The organism is Micromonospora sp. CA-259024 (genome assembly GCF_050936255.1).
In the GTDB taxonomy this organism is placed as follows: domain Bacteria; phylum Actinomycetota; class Actinomycetes; order Mycobacteriales; family Micromonosporaceae; genus Micromonospora.
Map to the genome: position 1 here is coordinate 1,313,326 of NZ_JBNJND010000002.1, position 17,915 is coordinate 1,331,240.

General features: G+C 72.0%; 15 protein-coding genes and 1 pseudogene. 5 read left to right on the plus strand and 11 right to left on the minus strand.

The window, feature by feature from the left end:
- The first annotated feature begins 14 nt into the window (after window positions 1–14).
- Window positions 15–611, plus strand: coding sequence for a hypothetical protein (locus tag ACQEUX_RS25530; RefSeq protein WP_433053250.1), 597 nt, complete (start codon window positions 15–17; stop codon window positions 609–611).
- A gap of 50 nt (window positions 612–661) precedes the next feature.
- On the opposite strand, the gene rlmB is transcribed toward ACQEUX_RS25530, so the two are convergent.
- Window positions 662–1,792 (minus strand): 23S rRNA (guanosine(2251)-2'-O)-methyltransferase RlmB, encoded by a 1,131-nt coding sequence (gene rlmB / locus ACQEUX_RS25535; RefSeq protein ID WP_433053253.1) that lies wholly within the window; start codon window positions 1,790–1,792, stop codon window positions 662–664.
- On the minus strand, window positions 1,792–3,207 hold the full coding sequence (gene cysS, locus ACQEUX_RS25540) for a cysteine--tRNA ligase (protein WP_433053256.1): 1,416 nt from the start codon (window positions 3,205–3,207) through the stop codon (window positions 1,792–1,794). The genes rlmB and cysS overlap by 1 nt, the downstream gene beginning before the upstream one ends.
- Before the next feature lie 63 nt (window positions 3,208–3,270).
- Here cysS and ACQEUX_RS25545 point away from each other — a divergent pair, with 63 nt between their 5' ends.
- Window positions 3,271–3,993, plus strand: coding sequence for an IclR family transcriptional regulator (locus ACQEUX_RS25545; protein WP_433053259.1), 723 nt, complete (start codon window positions 3,271–3,273; stop codon window positions 3,991–3,993).
- Between the two features lie 1,117 nt (window positions 3,994–5,110).
- Window positions 5,111–5,605 carry an endonuclease domain-containing protein gene (locus ACQEUX_RS25550; protein ID WP_433053262.1) on the plus strand — a complete coding sequence of 165 codons (495 nt, stop codon included), beginning with the start codon at window positions 5,111–5,113 and terminating at the stop codon, window positions 5,603–5,605.
- A 197-nt stretch (window positions 5,606–5,802) separates the two neighbouring features.
- On the opposite strand, the gene ACQEUX_RS25555 is transcribed toward ACQEUX_RS25550, so the two are convergent.
- Window positions 5,803–6,582, minus strand: coding sequence for an HAD family hydrolase (locus tag ACQEUX_RS25555; protein WP_433053265.1), 780 nt, complete (start codon window positions 6,580–6,582; stop codon window positions 5,803–5,805).
- Between the two features lie 77 nt (window positions 6,583–6,659).
- Window positions 6,660–7,625, minus strand: coding sequence for an EamA family transporter (locus ACQEUX_RS25560; protein WP_433053268.1), 966 nt, complete (start codon window positions 7,623–7,625; stop codon window positions 6,660–6,662).
- An 87-nt stretch (window positions 7,626–7,712) separates the two neighbouring features.
- Here ACQEUX_RS25560 and ACQEUX_RS25565 point away from each other — a divergent pair, with 87 nt between their 5' ends.
- Complete coding sequence (locus tag ACQEUX_RS25565; protein WP_433053271.1) at window positions 7,713–8,258, plus strand: CGNR zinc finger domain-containing protein; 546 nt, start codon at window positions 7,713–7,715, stop codon at window positions 8,256–8,258.
- Here ACQEUX_RS25565 and ACQEUX_RS25570 read toward each other — a convergent pair.
- The gene (locus tag ACQEUX_RS25570; protein WP_433053274.1) at window positions 8,225–8,821 is read right to left on the minus strand and encodes a GNAT family N-acetyltransferase; all 597 of its coding nucleotides are present in this window, start codon (window positions 8,819–8,821) and stop codon (window positions 8,225–8,227) included. The two genes, ACQEUX_RS25565 and ACQEUX_RS25570, sit on opposite strands and share 34 nt — an antisense overlap.
- Before the next feature lie 126 nt (window positions 8,822–8,947).
- Window positions 8,948–9,034: a DUF397 domain-containing protein gene (locus ACQEUX_RS25575; RefSeq protein WP_433057127.1), complete on the minus strand. Its 87-nt coding sequence runs from the start codon at window positions 9,032–9,034 to the stop codon at window positions 8,948–8,950.
- A 93-nt stretch (window positions 9,035–9,127) separates the two neighbouring features.
- On the opposite strand from ACQEUX_RS25575, the pseudogene ACQEUX_RS25580 reads away from it, so the two are divergent.
- Window positions 9,128–9,471 (plus strand): annotated as a pseudogene (locus ACQEUX_RS25580) (hypothetical protein).
- On the opposite strand, the gene ACQEUX_RS25585 reads toward ACQEUX_RS25580, so the two are convergent.
- From ACQEUX_RS25585 to ACQEUX_RS25605, 5 genes are all read right to left on the minus strand, one after another.
- Window positions 9,416–10,825 carry a class II fumarate hydratase gene (locus ACQEUX_RS25585; RefSeq protein WP_433053277.1) on the minus strand — a complete coding sequence of 470 codons (1,410 nt, stop codon included), beginning with the start codon at window positions 10,823–10,825 and terminating at the stop codon, window positions 9,416–9,418. The pseudogene ACQEUX_RS25580 and the gene ACQEUX_RS25585 sit on opposite strands and share 56 nt — an antisense overlap.
- Before the next feature lie 35 nt (window positions 10,826–10,860).
- The gene (locus tag ACQEUX_RS25590) at window positions 10,861–13,839 is read right to left on the minus strand and encodes a BTAD domain-containing putative transcriptional regulator (RefSeq protein WP_433053280.1); all 2,979 of its coding nucleotides are present in this window, start codon (window positions 13,837–13,839) and stop codon (window positions 10,861–10,863) included.
- Window positions 13,840–14,097: 258 nt separating this feature from the next.
- Window positions 14,098–15,765: a fumarate hydratase gene (locus ACQEUX_RS25595; protein ID WP_433053283.1), complete on the minus strand. Its 1,668-nt coding sequence runs from the start codon at window positions 15,763–15,765 to the stop codon at window positions 14,098–14,100.
- A gap of 126 nt (window positions 15,766–15,891) precedes the next feature.
- A complete protein-coding gene (locus ACQEUX_RS25600) occupies window positions 15,892–17,337 on the minus strand; it encodes a PQQ-binding-like beta-propeller repeat protein (protein ID WP_433057128.1) in 1,446 nt (481 codons plus the stop codon).
- Window positions 17,338–17,407: 70 nt separating this feature from the next.
- Complete coding sequence (locus ACQEUX_RS25605) at window positions 17,408–17,911, minus strand: Lrp/AsnC family transcriptional regulator (RefSeq protein ID WP_357183539.1); 504 nt, start codon at window positions 17,909–17,911, stop codon at window positions 17,408–17,410.
- Between the last annotated feature and the right edge of the window lie 4 nt (window positions 17,912–17,915).

Genomic DNA, 17,915 nt, shown 5'->3' on the forward strand with positions numbered 1-17,915 from the left:
CCCGAGGAGACGCCGTGCCCACCGTGCTCACCAACCCCGCCGCTTCCCCGACCACACGCTCCCGGCTGTATCGGACGGCCCGACTGGCCCGCCGTAGCCTCGTCTACTGCGCCCTGCTGGTGCCGCTCGCCCTGTTCGCGCTGGTGACCGCCCCGCTTGGCCGGACCGGTCTTGCCACCGCACGCTGGCGGACCCTGCGTACCGGACTGCTCGGGGCGTCACCTGCCCCCGCTCCCGGCCGGCGGCCCGGCACGGCCGCGGTGCTCGGCCACGCGCTGCTCAGCCTGCTCCTCGGTGCCGTGGCCCTGCTGCCACTCGGCGTCGAGCTCCTGGTGGTGCTGCGCGGCGTGCTGTACGGCGTGGTGGTCTCCGGGCCGTACGTCGGCGCCTGGGGTGGTCCGACTCGGGCTGGCGCGTGGCTGGCGCACTTCCTCATCGGCCTGCCGTTGGCCGCCGCCGGGCTCGCCGCCCTGATCGGCATCGCCGCCGTGCACCAGCGACTGACCGGACGCCTGAACGGGGAGCGGAGTCCGCTCTGGTTGATCCCGACCGTGCTGGTGATGGCGCTGGCCGGGGCGCTGCTCTTCGTCGCGTGGACCCGTCAGATCTGACGTCGAGGCCCCCTCCCGCGCTCGGCGGAAGGAGGCCTCGACGACGTGCTCTACAGCTCGGCGGAGCGCCGGCGGGCGACCTCGGCCAGGGCGACCGCTGCTGCCACGCTGGCGTTGAGCGACTCGACCTCGGAGATCATCGGAATGCTGACGGTCAGGTCGCAGGTCTCGCCGACCAGGCGGGAAAGACCGCGCCCCTCGGAACCGACCACCACCACCAGCGGACCGACCGCGGCCTCGAGGTCGTAGAGGTCGGTGTCGCCGTCGGCGTCCAGGCCGACGACCATGAAGCCGGCGTCCCGGCACGCCTTCAGCGACCGGGTCAGGTTGGTCACCTGCGCCACGGGCACCCGCGCGGCCGCGCCTGCGCTGGTCCGCCAGGCGGTCGCGGTGATCCCGGCGGCCCGCCGCTCGGGTACGAAGACACCCTGCGCGCCGAACGCGGCAGCCGACCGGATCACGGCACCCAGGTTGCGCGGGTCGGTGACACCGTCCAGCGCGACCAGCAGTGGGGCCTGCTGCTCCACGGCAGCGGCGACCATGTCCTCGAACGGCTGGTACGCGAAGGGCGGCACCTGCAACCCGACGCCCTGGTGCAGCACACCGCCGGTCATCCGGTCCAGCTCGGCCCGGCTGATCTCCAGGTTGGCGATGCCCCGGTCGGCGGCGGTCCGGATGATCTCGTTGATCCGGTCGTCCATGTCGATGCCCTGGGCGGTGTAGAGCGCCGTCGCCGGCACCTGGGCGCGCAGCGCCTCCAGCACCGGGTTACGCCCGACCAACAGCTCGGGACTGTCCTTGGACGGGTTGGACTTGCGCCCCGGAGTGACCCGAGGGCCGGACCGCCCGGTGGGCTTGCCGCCCCGACCGCCGGTGGCGCCCCGACCGACCGGTACACCCCGACCGCCGCCCCTGCCCCAGGTGGTGTCCTTGCTGCCCGGCTGACCGATCTTCGGGGCGCGCCCCTCCTCGGCCGCCGCGCGGCGCTCCTTGTCCTGCTTCCAGGCGGTGCGCTGGGGCAGCTTCTCGGTGCCCGAGTAGCCCTTGTGCCACGGCCGCTCGTCAGCGGGCAGGGTGCGCCCCCGCCCCGCCAAGGAGTCCTTGTTCTTGCCGCCGCTGCCCTTCGGGGCGCTTGCCTTCGACGTCAGTCGCCGGCCACGGCGCTGCGAGTTGCCGGCCATCAGTCCTGCTCTCCAATAGTCCAACGGGGGCCCTGGGGGGTGTCCTCGACCACCACGCCGGCCAGCTTGAGCTGGTCACGTACCGCGTCGGCGGCTGCCCAGTCCTTGCGGCCCCGGGCCTGCGCGCGCTGCTCCAGGGCCAGCGCGATCAGGGAGTCCACCACGGCACGCAGATCATCAGAGCGGCCACCACCGGTCCAGGCCGGGTCGAGGGGGTCGATCCCGAGGATATCCAGCATTGCCCGTACCACGGCCAGGGTGGTGCGGACGGTCACATCGTCGCCGGTGCTCAGCGCGGTGTTGCCGTCGCGGAGGTGCTGTTGCAGCACGGCCAGCGCGGCGGACGTGTTGAGGTCGTCGTTCATCGCCGCGACGAAGCCGGCCGGCAGCTCACCGAGCTGCCCGGCACCGACCCGCTCGGCCGCCCGCTGCACGAAACCCTCGATCCGGCGGTACGCGGTCGCCGCTTCGCGGAGTGAATCCTCCGAGTAGTCGATCACCGAGCGGTAGTGCGCGGCGATGTAGTAGTAGCGCAGCTCCACCGGCCGCACACCGAGCGAGTCCACGTAGGCGAGGCCAAGGGCGTTACCGGCGGACTTGCCCATCTTGGCCCCGCCGATGCTGAGCAGACCGTGGTGCACCCAGAAGCGGGCGAACGGCAGCCCCGCCGCCTGGGACTGGGCGAGCTCGTTCTCGTGGTGCGGGAACGTCAGGTCCAGCCCGCCGCCGTGGATGTCGAACTCCGGGCCGAGATACCGCCAGCACATCGCCGAGCACTCGATGTGCCAGCCCGGGCGGCCCAGCCCCCACGGGGACGGCCAGTAGGCGTCCGCCGGCTCGTCCGGTTTGGCACCCTTCCAGAGCGCGAAGTCGCGAGGGTCCCGCTTACCCCGGTCGGGGGCGTCACCGGCCGACTGCATCGCGTCCGGGGACTGGCCCGACAGCGACCCGTACGTCGGCCAGGACGCCACGTCGAAGTAGACATCGCCGGAGCCGTCGGTGGCCGGGTAGGCGTGCCCGTCGGCGATCAACTTCGTGATCAGCTCGTGCATCTCCGGGATGTGCCCCGTGGCGCGTGGCTCGTAGGTGGGCGGCAGCACCTTCAACGCCCGGTACGACTCGGCGAGGATCAGCTCGTTGGCGTACGCGATCGACCAGAATGGTCGGCCCTGCTCGCCCGCCTTGACCAGGATCTTGTCGTCGATGTCGGTCAGATTGCGAATGAAGGTGACCTCGTACCCGGCGGCCAGCAGCCAGCGACGCAGGACGTCATAGTTGACGCCGGAGCGAAGGTGACCGATGTGCGGCGGGGCCTGCAGGGTGAGACCACACAGGTAGACCCCCACCTTGCCGGCTTCCCGCGGAACGAAGTCCCGCACCGATCGGGTGGCGGTGTCATACAGGCGTAGCGTCACCGTACAAGGGTAGCTGTCCGTGCCTGTCCGGGTCCGCCGGTGCCGGGTCGTACGCTGCCAGGCGTGGATGCGACCGCACGCTCCGGTGAGCCACCGGCCAGCCCCAGCGCCCCCGCCGACACCGTCGCCGGGCAGGCCGACGGCGTTGCGGGCCGGGTCGGAGAGACGTCGCAGACCCTCGACCGAGGGTTACGGCTGCTGCACCTGGTCGCCGACGCCTCGGGCGGCCTGACCGTCACCGAGGCCGCGAACCGGCTCGGCATCGGCCGGGCGGCCGTCTACCGGCTGGTCGGCCCGCTGACCGGGCACGGCATGCTGCGCCGAGACGGCGACGGTCGGCTGCGCCTCGGCGCCGGGCTGCTGCACCTGGCCCGACGCGCTCAGCCGTTGCTTGCCGAGGGTGCGCTGCCCGCACTACGCCGCCTCGCTGAGCAGGCCGGCGCGACCGCGCATCTGACCGTGGTCGAGGGCGGCGAGGGCGTCGCCCTGGCTGTGGTCGAGCCGAGCTGGACGTCGTTCCACGTCGCGTACCGGGCCGGGGCACGGCATCCGCTGGACCGGGGGGCGGCGGGCCGGGCCATTCTGGCCGGTCGAGCCGGGGTGGCGGAGCCGGTGAGCAGCAGCGGGGAGTTGCAGGCCGGTGCGTACGGGGTGGCCGCGCCGGTGCTCGGCGTGCCTGGCTTGGAGGCCAGCGTCGGCGTGGTCGCGCTCGCCCCGCTGGATGTCGACACGATCGGCCCCCAGGTCCTGGCCGCCGCCACAGCCATCACCACCGCCCTCGCCTGACCCCGGCCGGCCCACCACTCGCCCCCGCGCGCCCGCCCGGCGCAGCGACGCCTGCCACCCGCCCGCCCGCCCGCTCGCCCGCCCGCCCGCCCGCCCGCTCGCTCGCTCGCCGCAGCTTGATCAACTCGGGTTCACAGATATCGCGGTATCCGAGCGCCAGCGACCGCCCGACTTTCAGGAACGCGAGTGGATCACCGCCCGTCGGCCGCCGGAATGCCCAATAAGTTCGATCCGGACGCTGCCATACCACGATCACCAGGCGGAATCGTGGTTGTCCACAGGGCCGGAGGCAGGCGCAGGCCGAGTTGTCCACAGGGGTTTCGGCGGCGAATCGGCGGTCGGCAGGCTGCTCGGCATGCCACCACGTCCGCACCGCCCCGACGCCCTGACGTGGCAGGTCTTCCGCGGCTCCGATGCTGTCCGGGATGGCCTGCTCACCGAGCATCAGCTGCGCAGCGCCGCCTGGGTGCGGTTGCGCCACGACATCTACGCCGACGCACGGCTGGACCGGGACCACGCCCTCGCCTGCCGCGCCGCCCTCCTCCGGCTACCGCCCGGGGTAGAGGTCGGAGGCCCATCGGCCGCCTACCTGCACGGTGTCGAACACGCCGCGAGCTTCACCGACGATGTGCACGTACTCGTGCCCCGACCGCTGCGGATCGGCCCACAGCGCGGCCTCCGCGTGCACGTCAACGCCATCACCCCACTGTTCGACGTCGAGGCGCCGCCGGAGCTGTCCGGAACCCCATCGGGCGCACGACGTCCGCCGGTGCCAGGGCGTCCACCAAGCACAGGCCGAGCAAGCACAGGCCGAGCACCGGGCGCAGGACGTCCACGTGATACAGGACGATCGCCGGACGCAGGGCGACCAGCCGACGCAGGGCGACCCCCGAGAACAGGGCTCCCCATGGGAACAAGGCGACCATCGGACGTCGGAGTCCCAGCACACCCGACACGTCAGCTGCCCCGGTCGAGCGCAACGGCAGCGAGCAGCGGCAGCACGGCGGTCGCCAGACCGAGTGATGGGCGAGTGGCGACCATCGCACCCCGGCGCAACGGGGATCCGGGCGTCCCGGTCCCCCACTCCGACCCTGGGCGCGCTGCCTGGGAGACGGCCGTGTGGCTCGATCCGATTCGTGCGGTCGCCATCGTCGACTCGCTGCTCGGGCAAGGGTTGACCGATCGCGACACGCTGGCCGCCATGGCCACCCGCAACGCCGACCGGCCCGGCGGGCGGCGGGCGCGGTGGATCTTCGACCTGGCTGACGGCGGAGCCCAGTCACCGCCGGAGTCGCACCTGCGCGTACGGCTGGTGCTCGGCGGGCTGCCGCGCCCGGCCGTTCAGCATCCGGTACGCCTACCCAGCGGCGTTGTCCTGCACCCAGACCTGGCGTGGCCGGAATATCGGGTGGCGGTCGAGTACGACGGGCAGTGGCACTCCGACGCAGAGCAGCTGCACCGCGACCGCCGCCGACTGAACCTGCTGGTCAGTGCCGGTTGGTTGGTCCTGCACGTGACCAATCGGCGGCTGCACGGCGAGTTCCCGGCGGTGCTCCGAGAGGTGCGCGACGCGCTGGTCGGCCGCGGATGGCGACGGGGAGCATCCTCTTGAGCAGGATCAACTCGGGTTCCTGGGAACCGTGCCTTCCTCCAGAAACTGACACCCCGATTTCAAGAAACCCGAGTCGATCATGAGGGGCAGCGAGCCTCGGACGACGGCGAGGCCCGGGACGACGGGCAGCCGGCCCGGCACGACGGCGGGGGCCGGTCGACGATCGTCGACCGGGCCCCGGGGCCCAACGTGCCGGTTTACGCCAGCTGAACGTCCGCTATAGCCGTGAATCCCTCCAGTTCGGCGCGCGCACCAGCCACATCGACACGAGCACCGAGAGCGCCGGCACCCTCCGCGTCGACGCGCAGACCTGCCAACGCGGCCGGCAGGTCGGCCATGCTCGCCACCTCGGCGTCGGGCGTGCAACCGAGCGGGCGAGGCAGACCGAGCCGGTTCAGCCACACCGATCGCAGGCCGGCACGCTGGGGTGCCACCACGTCGTGCTCCCACGAGTCACCGACGTACACGATCTGCCCGGCCGGCACGCCGGCCGCCGCGACCACCGCTGCATAGAACTCTGGGGCGGGCTTCTTGGGCAGGCCGTTCTCATGCGCGTACAGCTCGAAGGCGAATTCACCCGCGAGCCCGCACCGTTCGGTGCGGCTGTTGCCGTTGGTGGCGAAGCCCAGGGTGTACCGGCCGCGCAGCGTGGCCAGCGCCGGTGGCACGTCCGGGAACGGTCGGGTGAGGGCGAACCGGCGGGCGAAGAAGAGGTCCGCTATCTCGTCCAGGTGGGTGTCCAGCGCGGCGCTGGCCAGCGATCGGGCCAGCGCGGCGCGTCGGATCTCCATCACCGGGGCTGCCTTCAGCTCGCCGAAGACCGCATCCCAGTCCGACTCCAGCTCCGCGAGCGTCAGCCCGGCCGCCGCCGGGGTGCGTCGCCGCATCTCGTCGAGGACGGCCACCAGCCCGCCGGTCACCGCGGGACGCAGGTCCAGCAGCGTCTCGTCAGCGTCAAACACCACGGTCGTCAACACGACGCCACTCTCTCACCGACCGTCCAGCACACCGACCAGACGGACCAAAGACCGACCAACACAACCGACCGCCAACCTCACCGGCCATCGAGCGCGAGCACAGGCTCGGGCGAGACCGGCTCGGACTCCGGCGGCGACCCGCGCAGCTCGTCGAGGCGGACCAGCGCGACCCCGGCGACGATCAGGGCGCCACCGAACAGTTGCCAGCCGGTGGGCAGCTCGTGCAGGAACAGCCAGGCGATCAGCACGGCGAAGAGCACCTCGGTCAGCCCGACGAAGGACGACAGCCGGGGGCCGAGGATCCGGGTGCCGGCGATCCCGGCCAGGTACGCGATGACGGCCGCCACCAGGGAGAGCCCGGCGATGGGCAGCAGCCAACTGGTTTGCTGCCCGGCGAAGGTGACCTCGCCGAAGGTGGCGTGCAGCGGCAGCAGGCCGGTCAGCCCGATGAGGAGCAGCACGGCGGCACCGACGGCCATTCCACCGCTCGCCATGGCGACCGAGGGCAGCCGGGGATCGACCCGGCCGGCGAGCACGAAGTAGCCGGCCAGGCCGAATGCCGCGCCCAGACCCCACAGCACGCCCACCGGGTGGAAGTCGGCGTTGCCGGCGAGATCGAGCACGAACGCCAGCCCGGCCAGGGCGGCCACCGACCCGGCCACGGTGAGCCGGCGGGGGCGCTGCCCGTGCCGCAGCCACATCCAGCCGACGACGAGGATGATGCCCAGGTATTCCAGCAGCAGCGCGACACCGACCGGCAGGTAACGCACGGCGTTGAAGAAGCAGACCTGGGCCAGCGCCACCCCGAGCAGCCCGAACAGCCCGATGGCCGTGGCGTTGCTGCGCAGCACGTGCCACCTGCTCCGCAACGACAGCAGGGCGGGGATCGCCAGCACCAGGGCGGCCACGCCGACCCGGGCGATCACCGCGGACTCGGCGGACCAGCCGGCCTCGATGAGCGATCGCGCGAAGGTGCCCGAGGTGGCGAAGGTGACTGCGGAGAGCAGCGCCAACGCGGCGCCTGCGGCAGGTCGTGAGTGCATGTCGCGCTCCTCGGTACGGCACCAGGTGTCATGAGCAAACTATCCTTGTGCTGATGACGCTAGGCGGCCCCTGTGACAGGAGTCAAGTTGCTATTCGCTCATGACACCGAATGTTCGCTCATCGCCGCCGCCGCGCTGGTCAACACCGCGGGTCGGGACGGCGAGCTGCTGCCCGACATCGCCGCGCTGGACGCGTTCTTCGTCCGGCACGCCTACAGCGGGCGGCACGAGCACACCGACGCCGAGTTGCGCGCCGTCCGGGAGTTGCGGCCCCGGCTACGCCGCATCTGGTACGCGGAGCCGCCCGAGATCGTCGCGCTGGTCAACGGCCTGCTGCTCGAGCACCGGGCACTGCCCCAGCTCATCGAGCACGACGACGAGCCTTACCACCTGCACGCCGTACCCCGCGACGCGCCGCTGGCCACCCGGATCGCGGTGGAGGCGGCGATGGCGATGGCCGACCTGGTTCGCGCCCGCGAGCTGAGCCGGCTGCGGATCTGCGAGTACCCGGACTGCGACAACGTGGTGGTCGACCTGTCCCGCAACCGGTCACGGCGGTTCTGCGAGGCGGGCTGCGGCAACCGCGCGGCGGTGACCGCCTACCGCGCCCGCCGGGCGGCCGGCCGCTCCTGAGCCGCGGCCCACTCCTCCGCCCGCAACTCGTACTCCACCTCGCCGTGCTCGGTGCCTGGGATCGGGTCGTCCCACTGGAGGTGGAAGGTGCGCACATAGTGCAGCCCGGCCTTGACCATCACCCGCCGGGAGCGCTCGTTGACCGTCATCGTCTCGGCCCACACCCGCCGCACGCCGACGGTGTCGAAGGCGTACCGGACCAGCGCCCGGGAACCCTCGGTCGCCAGACCCCGCCCCCACGTCGAGCGGCGCAGCCGGTAGCCCAGCTCGGCCTCGGTGCCGTCCGCCGACGGGTCGAGCGCGAACCAGCCCAGGAAGTCGCCGGTCTCCCGGTCGAGCGCCACCCACCGACCCAGCCCGGGGTGCCGGTCGTACTGGGCGAGGAGCTTCGGCAACTGCTCGTCCCGGACCGTCACCAACGGGGTGGCGACACCGCCGGTGAGGAAACGCATCACCTCGGGGTCACTGTCCAGCTCGACCAGGGCGCCGACGTCCGCCATGGTCAGCCGCCGCAGCCGCAACCGCTCAGTCCCCGCAGGCAGGCCCGCACCATCTCCACCCATGGGCCGGATCATCCCGTCGCCCCGCGACGCCGTCGAGCCGTTTACCCGGGCCTTTCGCAAGATCCGCGCAACGTCGGCGACGTTGCGCGGGGAACCCCGACCGCCGTCGCGGGCGAGACGGTCGCGTCAGCGCGGGGGCGCGACCACGAAGTGCCGCCGGGAGTACGCGTCGACGGCGAGCACGGGCCCGTCCGGGTCCTTGCTGTCCCGCACCCGACCACGTCCCCGAGATTCGTCGCCGTCCCACGGCCGGGGCGAGCGGGGGGTGATGCCGCAAACGATTCAGCTCCATAGGAAGGCCGCCTCATGTCCCGGACCGCCCCGGACGACCGCGCGACGACGCCACGTCGGCCGCACCTGCCGCTTCGCCCGCTCTGGCTATGCCGGGTCTGCGCCGCACCCTGGCCGTGCCCGGTCGCGCGACTCACCCTCCGGCAGGAGTACGCCACGACCGGATCGCGCTGAGCACCTACCTGTGCACGGTCCTGCATGACGCGGCTGCCGACCTGTACCGGCTCAACCCGCACGACGGCCCGGACCCCGCGGCGCTCTTCACCCGCTTCCTCGGCTGGGCGGCGCCGCGCGGGCCAGCCGTCAGGGGTGGGTCATTCGGAGTAGGTCGAGGGTTTCGTCGAGCTGGGTCTCGGTGAGCTTGCCGGAGTCGACGTGACCTCGGGAGATCACCACCTCGCGGATCGAGGTCTGCTTGGCCAGCGCTTCCTTGGCGATCGACGCGGCCTCGTCGTACCCCAGATAGCGGTTGAGCGGGGTCACGATCGACGGCGAACCCTCGGCGTACGCCAGGCAGACCGCGGCGTCCGCGACCAGGCCGACCACCAGCCGGTCGGCGAAGAGCCGGCTCGCCGCGGAGAGCAACCGGATCGACTCCAGCAGGTTGCGGCCCATCACGGGGAGCATGACGTTCAGCTCGAAATCGCCCTGCGAACCGGCGAAACCGACCGTCGCGTCGTTGCCGATCACCTGGGCACAGACCTGCCGCATCGCCTCGGCGACCACCGGGTTGACCTTGCCCGGCATGATCGACGAGCCGGGCTGGAGGTCGGGAATTCGCAGCTCGCGCAGGCCCGCCCGGGGGCCGGAGCCCATCCACCGGATGTCATTGGCGATCTTGTAGAGGCCCACCGCCACGGTACGCAGCTGGCCGGAGGTCTCCACCAACGCGTCCCGGGCGCCCTGCGCCTCGAAGTGGTTGCGGGCCTCGGACAGCGGCAACCCGGTCGACTCCCGCAGCTTGCCGATCACGGCGGCAGCGAAGCCGAGCGGGGTGTTGATCCCGGTGCCCACGGCGGTGCCGCCCAGCGGCAGCTCGGCCAGCCGGGGCAGCGAGCCCTCCAGCCGTTCGATGCCATAGCGGACCTGGGCGGCGTACCCGCCGAACTCCTGGCCCAGGGTGACCGGGGTGGCGTCCATCAGGTGGGTACGCCCGGCCTTGACCACCGTCTCGAACTCCGCCGCCTTGGCCTCCAGCGTCGACGCCAGGTGCGCCAGGGACGGCAGCAGGTCCTCGACGATGAACTGGGTGGCAGCCAGGTGGATCGACGACGGGAAGACGTCGTTGCTGGACTGGGAGGCGTTGACGTGGTCGTTCGGGTGCACGTCCTGACCCAGCTCCCGGGTGGCCAGGGTGGCGATCACCTCGTTGGTGTTCATGTTCGACGACGTGCCCGAGCCGGTCTGGAACACGTCCACCGGGAACTGGTCGTCGTAGCCGCCGTCGGCCACGTGTGCGGCGGCGGCGGCGATGGCGGCGGCCACGTTGGCGTCGATCACGCCCAACTCGCCGTTGACCTCGGCCGCCGCGCCCTTGATCTGCGCGAGGGCCTTGATCTGGGCCGGCTCGAGCCCCCGGCCGGAGATCGGGAAGTTCTGCACCGCGCGCTGGGTCTGAGCCCGCCACAGCGCCTCGACGGGCACCTCCACCTCGCCCATCGAGTCGCGTTCGATGCGGTAACCGGTCGCCTCTGGAGTCGTCACGCGTACCATCCTGCCGCGCCCATGGCCTACTCGCAGATGATCCGTCAGCCCAACTCGGCCAGCACCCGTTCCACCCCGTGCTGGTCCGGCGACTCGACCTGCCGGAACAGGGACAGCGCCCGGGTCAGGTGCGTGCGGGCCGCCGCCGGATCGCTGGCGCGTACGCAGCGGGCAACGCCCTCCAACGCCCGAGCCTGCTCGTAGCGGGCGCCCAGTCGGGTGGCGTCGTGGAGCACCCGGCGGTGCAGGTCGAGCGCGCTCGCGACGTCCCCCTGCTCCAGGATCGCCTGGGCCAACAGGTTGCGCGAGGCGCACTGGCCGATCCGGTCGCCCACCTCGATCATCGCCACCAGCGCGTCCCGATGCAGCGCGGCGGCGCGTTCCGGCCTCCCGTCGACGCGCTCGATCACACCGAGCTCGTTGAGCACCTCGCCCTCGCCGAACCGATTGCCCTCCTTGCGCTTCAGGTGCAGCGCGAGTCGCAGGATCCGACGGGCCGGACCCAGGTCACCCATCCGGTGGCGGATCATGCCGAGGTGCCCGATCGCATTCACGGTCTGCCGCATGTCCCTCGTCTGCCGGGCCAGGAGGAGGTGCTGCCGGGCCGTGCGCAGCGCCTCGTCGTACCGACCCCAGCCGATCAGCGCAAAGCACAGGTTGTTCTGCAGGTTGGTCAGTTCGTGTGCGTCACCCAGCCCGTCGACCATGTCGACTGCCTCGTCGAACATGGCCTTGCTCTGCCGGAAGTCACCGTTCGCGGCGTACGAGATTCCGAGGTTCCAGAGCGTGCTGAGCACGTCGCCGCGCAGCCCGAGCCGTCGGCGCAGGTCGAGCGCCACCTCCATCGACCTGATCGCCTCCGGGAAGCGGGCCAGCCGGAAGTACGCCGAGGAGAGATAGTTCAACATCACGGCGATCGCCGCCTCGTCGCCGAGCCGCTCGGCGACCCGAAGCCCGATCGTATGGGTCTCGATCAGCTCGTCGAGGTGCCCACCGTCGAAGTTGAGCCGCCAGCAGGCCCGGGCGAGCTGCCAACACTGAGCCGGGAAGTCCTCCTCCTCGGCCAGCCGGACCAGGGCGGTGAGACCGGCGAGGTTCTCCTCGAACCACGCCCGCCCCTCGGCGACCGGGGCGGCCACCAGGTCGGGTCGGCCGGGCGTGCTCGCCGGAATGTTGCGGCGACTGCCCGCCGCCTCGATCGTCCGGGCGATCGCCAACGTGACGGACAGATGGTGATCCAGCAGCCGTTCCAGGGCGGCCCGTCGTTCGACCTGCCGCTGCGGAGGCGCGAGCAACAACCGGGCGTACTCGCGCAGCAGGTCGTGCAACCGGTACCGGCCCGGCTGCACCTCCTCCACCAGGTGCGCGTCGACCAGCTCGTCCAACAGGTCCTGGGTCTCGGTCATCGGAAGCTCCGCGAGGGCGGCGGCCACCCGACTGTCGAACCGTCCGCCCGGGTACAGACCGATCAACCGGAACAGCCGCTGCGCCGACGGTGTGACCTGCGCGTACGACAGGGCGAACGCCTGCCCCACCGAGCGCTGCCCGGCGGCCAGCTCGGCCAGCGGTCCCGCACCGGCGACCAGCCGTTCGGCCAGGTCGGCGACCCGCCACTGCGGCCGGTGCGCGAGTCGCGCGCCAGCCAGCCGGATCGCCAGGGGCAGGTACCCGCAGCGGCGAGCCACCTCCGCAGCCGCCTCGGGTTCGTCGGCGATCCGCTCCGCCCCGGCCACCCGACCCAGCAACTCGATCGCCTCGTCGGCGTCCAGCACGGGCAGTGACGACGGCCGCCCCTCGTCCACACCGACCAGCCGGCGGCGGCTGGTGATCAGCACCAGGCAGTGCGAACCGTTGGGCAGCAACGGCGCCACCTGGTCGGCGGTGGCCGCGTTGTCCAGCACCACCAGTGCACGTCGGCCGGCCAGTTCGGTCCGCCAGAGCGCCAGCCGGTCGTCCGGGTTGACCGGCACCCGTTCCGCCGGCACACCGAGCTGGCGCAGCAGGGCTGTCACGGCCGTGGCCGTCGTCAACGGGGTGCGCTCGCTGTGCCCGTGCAGGTCCACGAAGAGCTGGGCGTCCGGGTAACGGTCCGCGAGCGCGGTGGCGACGTGTACGGCGAGCGTGGTCTTGCCGCTGCCGGCCATCCCGTCGATGAGCTGGATCTGGCCGTCCTCCTCGATCTCCTTCACCAGGCGGGCCAGCGTGTCCTGCCGGCCGGTGAAGTCCCCGATCGCCCGGGGCAGCGAACGGACCGGAACGATCGCCCGGGTCTCCCGGCCGGCCAGCGCCAGGTCGCCAGCGAGCACCCGTTGGTGCAGTTCCTGCAACTCGACGCCCGGCTCGATGCCCAACTCGTCGGCGTAGATCCGCCGACCCTCCCGGTAGACCGCGAGCGCGTCGGCCTGCCGCCCGACCGACGACAGCGCCAGCATCAGTTGGCCACGCAGGCGCTCCCGCAGCGGATGCTGGTCGACGCTCTCCGCCAGTTCCTCGATCAGTTCCGCTGCCTGACCGAGGCGCAGCTCGACGTCGACGCACTCCTCCAGCGCGGTGAGGCGCTGCTCGTCGAGCGCCTGTGCGCGACGGCGGACGCTGCGGCTCGGGATACCGGCGAGCGCCGGCCCGCGCCAGAGCGCCAGGGCGGCGCGGAACCGCGTGCCCGCGTCGGCCAGCCGACCGGCCGCAACGGCGGCACGGGCCGCGTCCACGCCCCGGGCGAAGACTTCGGCGTCCAGGTCGGCCGGTGTGGTGCGGACGCCGTACCCCGCCGGGTCGGTGACGATGGTCTCCGGTGCCAACCCGAGCTCGGCGAGCCGACGCCGCAGCCGCGACACGCAGGTCTGCAACTGTGCCCGGGCGGTGGCCGGCGGACGCTCCTCCCAGACCGCGTCGACCAACTCCTCGACCGGCACCAGCCGACCGGACCGCAGCAGCAGCATGGCGAGCACGACCCGGTCGCGCCCCGCGGTGACGGTGGACTCGCCACCGCCGACCCGCAGAGGCCCCAGGATCCCGAACCGCATCTGCTCTCCCGCATTATCGGTGCAACTTCCAGCAGAGTAGCCCGGCGGTCACGGATCGCCGCGATCCGTCGATAGTGATCTGAGAGTGGATCGACAGCGGTGCGCCGCAGACTCGCTCCGGGTTGTCGGTGACGGCATCCGACGGGGGCGGTGCGCCCGTTCCACCCAGCAGGGCGGGCGCACCGATGTCGGTGGAGCACGGACGACAGAGGGGGCGCCGAGCGGATCCGCTCGGCGCCCCCTCGCATACCTGTCGGGTCAGCGGCGGCCGACGGTGAGCACCGGCTTGGTGACCTCGGCGAAGAAGTCGTTGCCCTTGTCGTCGACCACGATGAAGGCGGGGAAATCCTCCACCTCGATCTTCCAGACCGCCTCCATGCCCAGCTCCGCGTATTCGAGCACCTCGACGTGCTTGATGCAGTCCTGGGCGAGACGGGCCGCGGGCCCGCCGATCGAGCCGAGGTAGAAGCCGCCGTGCTGCCGGCAGGAGCGGGTGACCTGACCCGACCGGTTGCCCTTGGCCAGCATCACGTGTGAGCCTCCGGCGGCCTGGAACTTCTCCACGTAGGCGTCCATCCGACCGGCGGTGGTGGGGCCGAACGAGCCGGAAGCGTAGCCCTCGGGGGTCTTCGCCGGGCCGGCGTAGTAGACGGCGTGGTCGCGCAGGTACTGCGGCATCGGCTCGCCGGCGTCCAGCCGCTCGGCGATCTTCGCGTGCGCGATGTCCCGGGCCACCACGAGCGGGCCGGACAGCGACAGCCGGGTCTTCACCGGGTACTTGGACAGCTCGGCGCGGATCTCGTCCATCGGCCGGTTCAGGTCGACCCGGACGACCAGCTCGGCGTCGAGCGAGTCGTCGGTGACGTCGGGCAGGAAGCGCGCCGGGTCGGTCTCCAGCCGCTCCAACCACACACCCGACGGGGTGATCTTGGCGACCGCCTGCCGGTCCGCCGAACAGGAGACGGCGATGGCCACCGGGCAGGACGCGCCGTGCCGGGGCAACCGGACCACCCGTACGTCGTGGCAGAAGTACCGGCCGCCGAACTGCGCTCCGATGCCGAAGTTGCGGGTCAGCTCCAGCACCTCCGCCTCCAGCTCCAGGTCCCGGAAGCCGTGCGCGCTCATCGAGCCCGAGGTGGGCAGCGCGTCAAGATACTTGGCGCTGGCGTACTTCGCGGTCTTCAGGGCGTACTCCGCGGAGGTGCCGCCGATGACGATGGCCAGGTGGTACGGCGGGCAGGCGGCGGTGCCGATCAGCCGCAGCTTCTCCTCCAGGAACTGCATCATCCGCGTCGGGTTGAGCAGCGCCTTGGTCTCCTGGTAGAGGTACGACTTGTTGGCCGAGCCACCACCCTTGGCCATGAACAGGAACTTGTACGCGTCGGGGTGGCCGTCCGGGTCCTCGGCGTACAGCTCCACCTGCGCCGGCAGGTTGCTGCCGGTGTTCCGCTCGTCCCACATGGTCAGCGGGGCGAGCTGGGAGTAGCGCAGGTTGAGCTTGGTGTACGCCTGGTAGACACCCCGGGAGATGGCCTCGGCGTCGGCGCCGTCGGTCAGCACGTGCCGGCCGCGCTTACCCATCACGATGGCGGTGCCGGTGTCCTGGCACATCGGCAGCACCCCACCGGCGGCGATGTTGGCGTTGCGCAGCAGATCCAGCGCGACGAACCGATCGTTCGGCGAGGCGGCCGGATCATCGATGATCGCCCGGAGCTGGGCCAGGTGCGCCGGGCGCAGGAAGTGCGCGATGTCGTGCATCGCCTCGGCGGTCAGCGCGGTGAGCGCGGCCGGCTCCACGGTGAGGAACCGACGGCCTCCCGGGCCATGTACGACGTCGACGCCCTCGTCGGTGACCAGGCGGTAATCCGTCTGGTCCGGGCCGGTCGGCAGCAGGGGGGCGTACGAGAATGCGGCGGCACTGCTCATGAGCGGCAAGCCTAGGGCAGACCGGTCGATCACTCCCACCCGCCGGGCTGGTCCTGGGACGCCGCTCTCATCCGCCGGGCTCGACGCGCACCGGCACCACCGGAGATCAGCGAGCGAGCCGCCCGCTCAGCCGTCCTTGCCGCCACCCGGGTCGGGGCAGAGTTCCCCCTTCGGCCCGCAGTCGCCGTTGTTCGGCCCGCCGGGGCCGGTGCCACCCGGGCCAGGATTCCCACCGTCGCCGGGTGGTCGGGCGGGCGAGCCCCCGGTGGCGCCGAAGCGGACGTACCCGATCTCCCGCCCCTCACCGATGACCATGCCCTGCGACCCGACCGCGAGGGCGTTCGCCGAGGTACGCAGGACGGCCAACTCCCGGCCGTTGCGCGGGTCCACCGCGGCCAACCGGGACGGCTTCTCGTCGGAGACCACCGCCGCGTACGGGGTGAGCACGGCACCGGACTTGCCGCCGGCCGGCCGGGTCCACAGAACCCGGTCGGTGCCCAGCTCACGGGCGACCACCGAGCGCTTGTCGGCGGCCCGGAACACGGCCTGACGGTCGTCGACCGCGATCAACCTGGTGCCCGGCTCGCCGACCCAGAGCAGCCGTCCGTCGTACCCGTCGATGACCGCCTCGCGGCCGTCCGGGCCGACGCCGATCAGCACGTTCCGCGCACCCTGCGGGTCCTCGCGCTGCACACAGCCGGCGTTGTCGGCGGTACGCAGGTTGACACCGGCCCGCTGCCAGGCCTCCTGCCCGGTCGCCGGGTCCCGGGCCGAGATGTCGAAGTAACAGGCGCCGTCCTGCGAGCGGGCGACGATCCGTAGCATCCGGCCGCCCACCACGGAGAGCCGCTCGTCCCGGCCGGGCTCGACGTTCTGCAGCACCCGGCCGGTGGCGGTGTCGACCACGTGCACCCGGCCGTCGACCGGGAAACCGAGCAGTGGTGGTGCGGGTTCCGCCCCGGCCACGCCGTCGTCGATCCGGGTGGCGGTGAGCCGGCGGGTGCCGCGCAGGCCCGGGTTGTCGGCGAGCAGGCCGCTGTGCACCCCGGGCAGGAAGGCGGTCCACAGTGGCGCGGTGCCGCGTGGGTCCCAGGCGCTCAGGGTGCAGTCGGTGGCGTCGGTGCACCGGGCGTCCAGGAGCAGATTGCGGTACGTCCACACGGCCACCGCGTCGTCGTCACGCCGCCGGGTCGCCCCGGTGGCCGGGTCGAGCAGCTCGTACCCCTTGACCAGGAGCTTGCCCACGGCGACGACCGGGTCCCGGTCGCCGCCGGCGACCGCCGACCAGTCCGCCTTGCGTTCCCAGAGCTGGGTGCCGGTGGCCAGGCTACGGGCCTCGACCCGGGTGCGCTGCTCGACCACGACGGCGTCGCCGGCGATGGTCACGCTGCGCGGAGTGCCGCCGACCCGCTGTTGCCAGACCACGTCGGGCTCGGAGATGGGTTCGCTGCGGTCCACCCAGTCCCACAGGCCGGGGAAGGGGTTCCACACGCCGGTCGCGGCGAGCGCGACGACCACGGCGAGGCCAAGCAGCAGCCCGCCGCGCACGCTCCCCTTCGCCACACCGCACACCGTAGCCACGATCACGGATCTTCCGTACGCCCGCGCCGCCGTGTCGCCGCGCTTTCTGGGCTCGGAGGTGTTACAGCGCTCTTCCCTCGGCCCGAACAGCACTGCGCACCAGGGGAAGAGTGCGGTAGGGGATCTGCTCGGCCAGCGCGATGATGGTCGAGGCCCGGGTGATGCCGGCGGAGGAGACGATCTGGTCGATCACCCGCTGCAGGTCGGTGTTGGAGCGGGCCACGATCCGGCAGAGCAGGTCGCTGGAGCCGGTGATGGTGTGCGCCTCCAACACCTCGGGGATGGCGGCGAGGTGGGCGGTGACCGGGTCGTGGCCGTGCCGCTGACTGATCTCCAGGGTGACGAAGCTGGTCACCCCGAACCCGATCGCGGCCGGCGAGATCTCCGGGCCGAAGCCCTCGATGACACGCCGCTCGACCAGTTTGTCCAGCCGGGCCTGGACGGTGCCCCGGGCCACCCCCAGCCGACGTGAGCACTCCAGCACGCCGATCCTCGGCTCCTCGGCGAGCAGTTCGATCAAGCGCACGTCGAGCGCATCGAGCTGTACATTCTGCTCACCATTCATGGGG